Origin of the sequence: Veillonella fallax (assembly GCF_020687175.1) — a bacterium.
GTDB classification, from domain to species: domain Bacteria; phylum Bacillota; class Negativicutes; order Veillonellales; family Veillonellaceae; genus Veillonella; species Veillonella fallax.
Genome location: NZ_JAJEQD010000030.1, coordinates 1 through 10,622, shown reverse-complemented (window position 1 = coordinate 10,622; position 10,622 = coordinate 1). Strand labels below are relative to the sequence as shown.

Here is a 10,622-nt window from a genome sequence, read left to right as displayed (position 1 = left end):
CGCCGAAAGTACTTGGCTGGAGACGGCCTGGGAGGATAGGAAGCCGCTGATTAACGAAAAGAAAAAGGTCTACCTAAAGGTAGGCCTTTTTCTTTTAGCTAGTCTTCGACTAGCTAACCCTACTAGAGTCGTCTCTAGCCAAGGTTGTAGAGGTTGTATCTATGTACGTGTCCATGTAAGACGGCACTGGGAAAAGCAGGGCAGTAGAAGATGGAGGAGTGAAACGACGACAGATTCACTGCATCGCTTTCTTCCGAACGTAAGATTTACCGAACTGCGGAGCAGAGAAGGGAAATCCACAGTGAGGAAGCAAGTAGGGCAACCGAAGAGGACTTAGAACTAAGCGACGCAAATGACCCATATGAGTGCTTCCGAACGTAAGATTTACCGAGCTGCGAAGCAGAGAAGGGAAATCCACAGTGAGGATTGATAGGAAGCCGCGGCTAGTGGTAGTATCCAACTCTATCCATACGGTAACGCGGCACAACGTGCCAATGTTACCGAACCGTAAAGCCGCTGTATAACTTTAAATATATGTAAATAACGATCCCTATACTCTTGATCTCCAAGTTTATAGGGCTTTTTTATGTCTATTTTTGCATATTACTAATAAATATTTTCATTCATAGATTAATATGAATATCTTGTGAGGGATTTTCTTGATAATACTAGGTATGTGTGATATTCTCATTATATGCTTAAGTGGATTGGAGTGATTAGTTTATATGTATAAATATGGCAAGAGCTGTATTAAAAAAATATTATGTTTTCTCGCAATATGTATTGCAATTTTAGCTATCTCATTTGGCGTTATGTGGGGGCTGTCTACTGATTATAAGATTTATGGTGTCCCTGTACTAAACTATCACCAAGTGAATGATGAAAAGCATTCTGCTTTGACGCTTCATGTTGATCAGTTTAGAGAACAGATGGAATATCTACATAATCAGGGATATAACACGATTACGTTGGCTCAATTATATGATTATTTAGAAAATGGTACTGAATTACCTAATAAGCCAATTGTTATCACCTTTGATGATGGCTATGTAGATAACTATAAAAATGTATTGCCTATTTTAAAGGAATACAACATGAAGGCTACCTTGTTTATGATTAGTGATGCAGCTAATACGCCTGGTTTTGTTTCTACAGAACAAATGCACCAAATGGAAGCGGGTGGATTTGATATTCAAGGCCATACAAATCATCATAAAATCTTAACAAAAATTGACCCTACCGAATTACCGGATGCTCTTCTTGGTGGGAAGACTTCTTTGGAGGGAATTTTGGGTGAGCCTATTGAGTATCTAGCATATCCTGGTGGGTTTAACGATATGCTCGTTCAATATGTAACTAAACAATCTGGTTACAAAATGGCTTTCACAGTACAACCGGGTACAGTACAGCCAGGCGATAATTTATATGCCTTAAATCGATTGGCTATATTCCAAGGTGACACACCGTACTTATCGTTCTGGTTACGCCTACATTGTGCACCATTCATTCACTATACATGGTCATTACGTGATTTTTTACGCGATAATGGATGGCCTACATTAGCATCTATTATTCCGTTATTCTAGGAGGAACTATGTCTTACGAAGTATTAGCAAGACCTTTACGCGTTGCTATTTTAACAGTTTCTGATACGCGTACCTTTGAAACTGATAAAGGCGGTAATAAAGTACAAGAATTTTTAGAACAAGCAGACCATATTGTGGCAGATCGTAAAATTGTCATTGATGATTACGATGAAATCAGAAATACAATGATTCCATGGTGTAATGATGAATCTATTGATGTTATTATCTCTACAGGTGGTACGGGAATTGCTAAGCGCGATGTAACAATTGAAGCGGCAAATAGTCTCTATGAGAAACATATTCCTGGATTTGGTGAAATCTTTAGATATTTATCCTATACAGAGGATATTGGTACTAAGGCGATGGCGTCTCGTGCTGAAGCGGGGGTCAACAATAACACCTTGATGTTCTCTGTGCCAGGCTCTGTAGGTGCCGTTACATTAGCTATGAGTAAACTTATCATTCCTGAAATGGCCCATCTCGTTCGAGAAATTACAAAATAATATATTTAGACTGCTCATTCGTGGGCAGTCTTTTTTTGATAATAGAATTCATAATGCTATTTAAGGGACATAAAAATATTCAGATAATACCATATTAATGGGCATAAAGTCTATATATGCTAATTCTCAATAAATAAAACAATACCATTGCAGTATTGTTTTATTTCGATTATACTAGATTTAGTAATACGTTTGTCCGAGTGCACGAGAAAGGAGACCTTATGAAGTTAAATCAGGCCACGGATTATGCATTTCGCATGGTCTTACATATGGCGCTCTTACCTTCGGGAACGAAGCTAACGGGTTCTGTATTGGCTGAGCAAGAATTGATTCCAGAACGATTTTTGCTCAAGATTATGCGTAGTCTCATTGCAGCTGGGATTATGAAATCCTTTCGTGGTGTAGATGGTGGGTTCGCCCTCAATCGAGACCCTCAAGAGATTTCATTGCTCGATGTAATTAGAGCGGTAGAAGGGGATGCGTATTTACAACGGTGTTTATATGATGTAGGTTCTTGCTCTAAGTCTTGTATGGGACATTGTGCTATCAATGAAGCGATGGGAACAATTCAGGACCAATTAATCAATCAGTTGGAGATGGTTAACTTTAAAACTCTTGCCCAACGTGAACAGTTGATTGAGTCTGAAGCGTTGCCATATTCACAAGCGCAATGATACAAGGTTTTTAGTGAAAGCTCATCAAGTGATGTAGGTATTTTATTCTAAGGAGGAAAACACATGTTTGAAGCTGTAGATTTAGCTCGATTACAATTTGCGCTAACATCTATCTATCACTGGTTGTTTGTGCCGTTCACACTAGGCATGACAGTGACTGTAGCTATCTTGGAGTGGACATATGTGTCTACTGGTAAAGAAGTATACAAAAAAATGGCAAAATTCTGGGGCAAATTGTTCCTAATTAACTTTGCTATGGGTGTGGTAACTGGTATTGTTCAGGAATTCCATTTCGGTATGAACTGGGCAGAATATTCTCGTTTTATGGGTGACATTTTCGGCGCTCCATTGGCCCTTGAAGCATTAATGGCATTTTTCTTGGAATCTACATTCATGGGTGTATGGATCTTCGGTTGGGACCGTTTGAATAAAACTGTTCACGCTCTTGTAGCTACGTTGGTGGCATTAGGTACAAACCTATCCGCATTCTGGATTCTCGTAGCAAACTCCTTCATGCAACATCCTGTAGGTTATGTAATCCGTAATGGCCGTGCAGAAATGGATAATTTCTTAACAATTGTTCAAAATGGTTATGTACCAGGCCAATTCTTCCATATCGTGTTAAATGGTTTATTAACAGCAGGCGTAATTATCATGGCCATCAGTGCTTGGCACTTATTGCGCAACAATGCGACAGACTTCTACCGTCGTTCTGCTAAATGGGGCATGGTTATTGCTCTTGTATTCGGTACTTTAGGCGCTTTGGCAGGTCATCATCAAGGTCAATACATTACAAAAGTACAACCTATGAAAATGGCTGCTATGGAAGCATTGTGGGAAACACAAGATCCTGCTCCATTCTCTTTGGTAGCTAACATTGATACTAAAGCTCAAAAGAATACGGGCGCACTTGAAATCCCTGGTGGTTTGTCCTTCTTAACTCAAAACTCCTTTACTTCTGGTAAAGTAGAAGGTATTAAAGATCTTCAAGCCAAATCCGAGGCTCAATACGGTCCTGGTAACTATATTCCAGATGTTCCAGCAATCTTCTGGACATTCCGTGTCATGGTTGCAGCTGGTTCCATTATGTTGCTTGTTGCATTCGTAGGTCTTATCCTTAATGCAAAAGACAAATTGGTTGGAAATCGCACATTCTTAAAAATTATGTTCTGGACATTGCCATTGCCATTCATTGCTCATTCCACAGGTTGGTTTGTAGCAGAAGCAGGTCGTCAACCATGGCTTGTAAATGGCTTGCAATTAACTGTAGACGGTGCTTCTAAATCCGTTACAGCTCCAGAAATTATGACTACTATCATCGGCTTCACAGTTGTGTATATCGTAGCAGCTATTGCAGCTCTCTACCTTGCTGTAGAACACATCAAAAAAGGTCCAGATGGCAATCCATCTCACGATGTAGTTGAAAAAGAGGAGGCGAGATTATGGAATTAATTTTTAATAACCTTGAAGTGGTATGGTTTATTTTAATTACTGTACTATTCGCTGGCTTCTTCTTATTAGAAGGTTTTGACTATGGTACTGGTATTTTATTACCATTCATCGGTAAAACTGACGTTGAACGTCGTCAAATGATCAATGCCTTGGGTCCTGTTTGGGATGGTAACGAGGTATGGATGATCACTGCTGGTGGTGCATTATTTGCATCCTTCCCTCATGTATATGCTACGTTGTTTAGTGGTTTCTATTTAGCGTTATTCTTAATGCTTGCGGCTCTTATTATCCGTGGCGTATCTTTTGAATTCCGCTCCAAGAGCCCTAACTTGTTATGGCGTAAAACTTTTGACTACTGCATCTTCTTTGGTTCCTTGATTCCTGCATTGTTGTGGGGCGTTACAGTTGGTAACTTGATTCAAGGTACTCCAATTGATGCAAGCATGACATATGTAGGCACATTCTTTGATTTGTTAAGCCCATACACAGTACTTTGTGGCATTGCGTTTATCTTGGTATTCACATACCATGGTGGCTTGTTCACTTCTATCAAAACTGCTGGTGCTGTTTCTGAACGCGCTCGTGCAGCTTCCTTAGTAGTAGGTGTTCCTACAGCTATCGGTGCATTAGCATTGGTAGGTGCAACTTATGTATTTACAGATTTGTTTAACTCTGTATTAGCAATTATTTGCTTTGCGTTGGCAATCGTGTTCTTCCTCATTTCTTGGGGCGCAACACGTACTCGTAATACAAAATTGGGCTTTGTATTCAGCTCCTTATCCGTTATTTCTGTAACGGCTGCTTACTTTGCTGGTTTGTTCCCTCGCATCATGGTTTCTTCTTTGAATCCTGAGTGGAGCTTAACTATTGCAAATGCAAGTAACTCTACTTACACATTGACATTGATGACTTGTGTAGCCTTTGTATTTGTGCCAATTATCTTGGCTTACCAAATCTGGGTATACTGGACATTCCGTCATCGTGTATCTGAAAAAGACTTACACTATTAATAGAATAGCTTTATAACTCTGGTGAGTTGTAAAATTTAGGTCTCAATGTGAGGCGTGTCGTAGCGGCACGCCTCTTTTTTGTGGTAAGATGGATATGATATTGATAAATTTAGATTCACTTGGGCTAACTTAGATTATATTTAAATAAAATTTAATTTAGACTTAGTTAGGGGTAGTCTAATCGATTTAATTTTATATTCTTAATAGTTTTACCGTAGAGGATACTATGATACAGCGTACTGCTTTTAAAGCGCTGCTAGAACATAAAGGTCAGCTATTACTACTAGGATTAACCTGTTTAGTAGAGAGTTTGGCTATTGTTGGGCAAGCTTGGTTCTTTGGAACCTTAATTAATAATTTTATATTTTCAGAGAATACCTTACATGATGAAAGGTATACTATTATTTATTTAGGTATTGCTATTGTTGTAAGATTGCTTGCACATTACGTACAAGAATCCGTAGCAAATCGATTAGGTAGTGCAGTAAAAGCAACCTTTAGAGAACGGGCCTTAGAGCATATGTTTAAACTTGGTGTGCAACATAAGGAACGCCATGGCGATGTGATACATATGCTTACTGATGGATTAGAGCAAGTAGATGCTTATGTAGCTCGTTATATTCCTCAAATTTTATATGCTATTATGATTCCTCTTATTATGGGTATTGCTATTGTAGATACATTACCTATTATTGGTATCATTCTAATTATCACCGTACCATTAATTCCATTCTTTATGATCTTAATTGGTAAGCAAGCGGATCGTCTTAATAAAGAACAGTGGGAGCGTATGAGCTTCTTGTCTGGTCATTTTCTTGATGTATTGCAAGGTATTACAACATTAAAACTTTTTGGTCGTGCAAAGGATCAAATTAAGGTTATTGGTCGTTTATCTGAGGAGTTTAAAGACTCTACATTACGAGTATTGCGTGTGGCGTTTTTATCTGCTCTAGTTCTTGAGCTCGTAAGTACTATTAGTACAGCATTGATTGCGGTATACCTGGGCTTAACATTATTGGATGGTGAAATCTCATTCTTTTCAGCTTTCTTTATTTTGCTATTAGCGCCAGAGTTCTATACGCCATTTAGACAATTGGGGGCTGCCTTCCATACGGGTATGGCAGGTAAGACCTCGATTTTAAAATACGAAGAGTTTATGAATCGCCAGCCATCGTTGCCTATAGGTGGTCAATCTCAACTTAAAGGTAAGGTACAAGCAATTGAAATTAAGGACTTAACTTTTACCTATGCAGATAGTGAAAATGGTGTACAACATATTTCATTAGAGGCTAAACGTAATTCTCCGATCATGCTTGTTGGTGAAAGTGGAGCAGGGAAATCTACAATTGCCCATATTATTGCGGGATTTTTAACTGCTCCTAAAGGCAGTGTTACTATAGATGGTCTTGATCTATGTGACATCGATATTGAGTGGTGGCGCCAACAAATTACCTATGTATCTCAACATCCACATATTATGAAAGGAACTTTGCGTGACGTATTATCCTTTGGGATGAATGTAAGTGATGAAGAGATTATAGAAGCTTGTAAAGAGGTACAGCTACTAGATGTGATCAATAGACAACAAGATGGACTAGATACTGTTATTGGTGAAGGTGGCTTGGGTCTGAGTGGTGGCGAACGTCAACGGGTTGCCTTAGTACGTGCATTTTTACGAAAGGGCCAAGTGTTAATTCTCGATGAGGTGACGGCACATCTTGATGTAAAAACAGAAGCTATTATAAGTAGTGCTATCAAACGTTTGATGGATAATAAAATCGTCATTATCATTGGTCATCGTCTACAAACGATGCATTGGGCATCTACACTATACGTTTTGAAACATGGACGTATTATTCAACAAGGTTCTTATGCGAAGCTTCTCGCAGTAGATGGTTATTTTAAGGACCTTGTTACCTCTGGTTTAGGTGAATTTTCTTCAACTATTGAAGAACAATTAAAAACAGAAAAGTCATTTAGCTTAGAACATAGAGAAGAAATTGATAATTTAATTCGGGTAGATAATCAAGATGCTTACGTATTGGGGAAAGATACAATACAGACTCCTGAGGTTTCAACTTCTAAGCTGGGCATACAAGGATGGAAATTATTATTTACTGTGCTGAGCCCTGCAAAGTGGTCGTTAGTATTAGCTTTGATTTTTACATTCTTAACGGTATTTATGAATGTGGGCTTATTAACTGTATCTGCGTGGTTATTGGCATCAGCTGCATTGCAACCGGGACTTACTTATTTGAGCCTTGCTATTGTGGGCGTCCGCTTCTTTGGTGTTAGTCGTGCTGTATGTCGTTATTTTGAACGGTATACATCTCATCGTATGGCGTTCCAAGGTCTGTATGGTTTGCGTATATGGTTTTATGCTCATTTAGAACCATTGGCGCCGGCTATTCTTAAACGTTTTGGTGCAGGGGATATGCTAGGCCGCATTATGGGAGATATAGAGGTACTACAATTTTTCTACTTGCGTACGTTGATTCCGCCTGCAGCAGCCATTGCTTTAACTATTTTAGTTGCCTATGGTGTATCTACGATTGATAATAGTTTGGTTGCGCCTATAGTTTTAGCAGCCCTTGTATTAGGTCTAGTTTTACCTTTAGGTGTATATGCTCATAACAAACAATCGTTGACGGCGATTGGACCTCAACAAGGGGAATATAAATCCCTATTAAGTGATACCATGGATAGCTTGGAGGATGTCATTAGCTACGGCAATGAACAGTTAGTATACGATCGTATTCAACATATGATGAGTACTATAGATGCTAATAAAGGTATTATTGAGCGAGGCATGAACTTAGGCAATACGCTGTTCCTAGGTGGAGTTCAAATTACAGTTGTCATTGTAGCCATATTGGCAGCCAATGCGTTGACCGGAGCTTGGGCCAGTGTTATGGTAGCAGTTGCTGCTATTGGTACACAAGCTTGGTTTGAGGCCTTACAACCTATGATCGCTGCCGTTCATCATGGTGCTGAAAGTAAAGTGGCTACGAGTCGTCTCACAGCACTTGCAGATGAGCCAATTTCAGTAGTAGAACCAAACGCACCAAAACCATTTAATGCTAATCGAGAGATTACATTTTCTGATGTATCCTTTGGTTATGATCCGCATCGTCGTATTTATGAACATCTTAGATTAGACATTAAACAAGGTCAATCGATTGCTATTGTTGGCGCTAGTGGATCTGGTAAGACTACATTGTTTAATATGCTTGAGCGATTATATGACTACAGTGGCTCAATCTATGTTGGTGATGTAGAGTTAAAGGATATTTCTATCGATACATGGCGTAATGCTTTAGGGACGATAACGCAAGATACATATATTTTCCATGCGTCCTTTGAAGATAATATTCGACTAGCAAGACCGGATGCCTCAGAAGCTGATTTAGAGTATGCTATTGATCGTGCTTCGTTGCGCTCTGTAGTGGAACGCTTGCCAGATGGTATTCATACGATTGTTGGTAGTGGTGGTCATGGTCTAAGTGGTGGCGAACGACAACGGGTTGCTTTAGCTCGACTATTCTTGCGAAAACCTCAAGTTGTTTTGTTAGATGAACCATTAGAAGGTTTAGACCAAGTAACGAGGAAGGCTTTGCATCGTGATTTGATGGAATATGTACAGGATAAAACATGCTTATATATTACACATCAGTTAGAAGGATTAGAGCATATGGACCGTATCTTATTTATGGATAAAGGTCAAATTATAGAAGATGGAACTTACGAAGAATTAATTGCCCTTCGTGGTCACTTCTATGAATATTGTTATCTATCTATGGCAAGTATTCAATAAAAATAAATATCAGTTAAACTATCTATTATAAATATTAAACTATAATAGGCTGAATGTTAAACTGCAGTAATAAAGCTCCTTTTACTATGTAAAAGGAGCTTTATGTATACCTATATTTAATAGTATATGTAGTAGTCTTTTATCGATAAATCATGCAATATATGGTATAATTTGTATATCAAAAGCTGTTTTTTACCCTTGGAGGGATTATGACTAAAATCTTCACCAAATTACGAGCATTGGTGGATGAAGCATTATCTGATAGTGATACGACGGTGAAAAAGGTAAGCCCTGTTCAACAAGTACCTTTAGAACAAGATTTATTTGATCATCGTTTGTTATCTATAGAAGAAGACGTGGTTAATCGCATGTTGCGTGCTGCTCTTCGGAATCATAAGTTCTTTTATTCTATAACTTTTGAGTTTGAACCAAATAATCAAATATTCCTATCTATTATTACTAAATGGGGGAATGTGATTACCGCTGAATTTACTTTAGAAGACTTATGGTTTGATGATTACTCATCATCCTTTGCAATTCGGCTCGATACAGAGAATTTAGATACGGGTGGATTTATTTTAAATTCCATCTTACACTTACTAGGTAACTGGTTCCTTAGTCTTTTTGGCATCTTTTTTAATCCTATTGCATTAGGCGAAAAGGGATCTACCGTACGCTTTGAAAAAAAAGGCATTATTCGCTTTGATTTAATACCCAATACGCAACTTAAAAAGTTTATACCTTTGCCAGAACGCTCCATAGGGAGTGTAGGCCCTGTACTTTTAGCTAATCCTCAAACTAGTCAATCGGTATTGCAAATAGATTATTATGCATTTCATGATCCAGTAGATACATTTACGGTGCCAGATGTTCCAATTCGTACTAGTTGGCTTCGATCCATTGATATTGCGGCAGTGCTCTTGATGCCGATCGGTGTATGGCTTACCTTTATCTTTGCGCATCATTACTTACCAACTGAAACACTAGAGTTTTCATTCTCTACATATTTCTTAATATCTTTGGGGATTTTTATTCTTTCTTTACTACTAATGAATACACCACGATATTTATATATGTATTTTGACTCTAGAAAACAGTGGCAAAGTGCGTTTGTGCATAACAATATCAAGATTCAAATGCGCAAGCTCCATCGGCGCATCTTCATGCAGCAAGCTACCTTGACCTCTGATAGCGGCGAGTGTAATGCCGCTGAAGGTCAAGAACGTATTAAACGTTTATTGTTGCAAATCCGGGATAAGCGCTTCCTAGAAAATAGACTTAAGATTTCTGATGATGATAGAGCGCGCAAACAAAAGGTTAAGTTTATCATTGCTTATATCCTTTGCACTATAATAGAGTTGATATTATTGACTTAAGTTTGTAAAGAATCAGGTTGCAACTCTTTTAAATTATTATGGTATAGTTATTAAGGTAATAAAGAACTATATATAATAAGACATGTGATAAATAAAAAACGTATCTCTTTATGAAGAGATACGTTTTTTATTGGGTTATAGGACAAAACGTGTTGGTTTTATAGGCGATGGAGCCAGTAAATTACTGGCTCCATCGCTATTTTAAGT

At 38.3% G+C, this 10,622-nt stretch carries 7 protein-coding genes; all 7 read left to right on the top strand.

The window, feature by feature from the left end:
* Window positions 1–725 precede the first annotated feature (725 nt).
* The 7 genes from LKD20_RS09230 (at window position 726) to LKD20_RS09200 (ending at window position 10,415) form a co-directional block, all read left to right on the top strand.
* A complete protein-coding gene (locus tag LKD20_RS09230; protein WP_227721580.1) occupies window positions 726–1,586 on the top strand; it encodes a polysaccharide deacetylase family protein in 861 nt (286 codons plus the stop codon).
* Window positions 1,587–1,594: 8 nt separating this feature from the next.
* Window positions 1,595–2,089, top strand: a complete 495-nt coding sequence (locus tag LKD20_RS09225; RefSeq protein WP_227721579.1) for a MogA/MoaB family molybdenum cofactor biosynthesis protein — start codon at window positions 1,595–1,597, stop codon at window positions 2,087–2,089.
* 221 nt (window positions 2,090–2,310) lie between these two features.
* On the top strand, window positions 2,311–2,763 hold the full coding sequence (locus tag LKD20_RS09220) for an RrF2 family transcriptional regulator (RefSeq protein ID WP_060924991.1): 453 nt from the start codon (window positions 2,311–2,313) through the stop codon (window positions 2,761–2,763).
* Between the two features lie 63 nt (window positions 2,764–2,826).
* Window positions 2,827–4,215 carry a cytochrome ubiquinol oxidase subunit I gene (locus LKD20_RS09215; protein ID WP_060924990.1) on the top strand — a complete coding sequence of 463 codons (1,389 nt, stop codon included), beginning with the start codon at window positions 2,827–2,829 and terminating at the stop codon, window positions 4,213–4,215.
* Window positions 4,206–5,225, top strand: a complete 1,020-nt coding sequence (gene cydB, locus LKD20_RS09210) for a cytochrome d ubiquinol oxidase subunit II (RefSeq protein ID WP_156719684.1) — start codon at window positions 4,206–4,208, stop codon at window positions 5,223–5,225. Before LKD20_RS09215 ends, cydB begins: the two co-directional genes overlap by 10 nt.
* A gap of 226 nt (window positions 5,226–5,451) precedes the next feature.
* Window positions 5,452–9,039 (top strand): thiol reductant ABC exporter subunit CydD, encoded by a 3,588-nt coding sequence (gene cydD / locus LKD20_RS09205; RefSeq protein ID WP_227721578.1) that lies wholly within the window; start codon window positions 5,452–5,454, stop codon window positions 9,037–9,039.
* Between the two features lie 209 nt (window positions 9,040–9,248).
* Entirely contained in the window at window positions 9,249–10,415 is a 1,167-nt protein-coding gene (locus tag LKD20_RS09200) for a hypothetical protein (RefSeq protein WP_024066368.1), read from the top strand.
* Window positions 10,416–10,622 lie beyond the last annotated feature (207 nt).

Coding starts and splice junctions, on each gene's coding strand:
- LKD20_RS09230 (WP_227721580.1), top strand. CDS start 726: ATGTATAAATATGGCAAGAGCTGTATTAAAAAAATATTATGTTTTCTC.
- LKD20_RS09225 (WP_227721579.1), top strand. CDS start 1,595: ATGTCTTACGAAGTATTAGCAAGACCTTTACGCGTTGCTATTTTAACA.
- LKD20_RS09220 (WP_060924991.1), top strand. CDS start 2,311: ATGAAGTTAAATCAGGCCACGGATTATGCATTTCGCATGGTCTTACAT.
- LKD20_RS09215 (WP_060924990.1), top strand. CDS start 2,827: ATGTTTGAAGCTGTAGATTTAGCTCGATTACAATTTGCGCTAACATCT.
- cydB (WP_156719684.1), top strand. CDS start 4,206: ATGGAATTAATTTTTAATAACCTTGAAGTGGTATGGTTTATTTTAATT.
- cydD (WP_227721578.1), top strand. CDS start 5,452: ATGATACAGCGTACTGCTTTTAAAGCGCTGCTAGAACATAAAGGTCAG.
- LKD20_RS09200 (WP_024066368.1), top strand. CDS start 9,249: ATGACTAAAATCTTCACCAAATTACGAGCATTGGTGGATGAAGCATTA.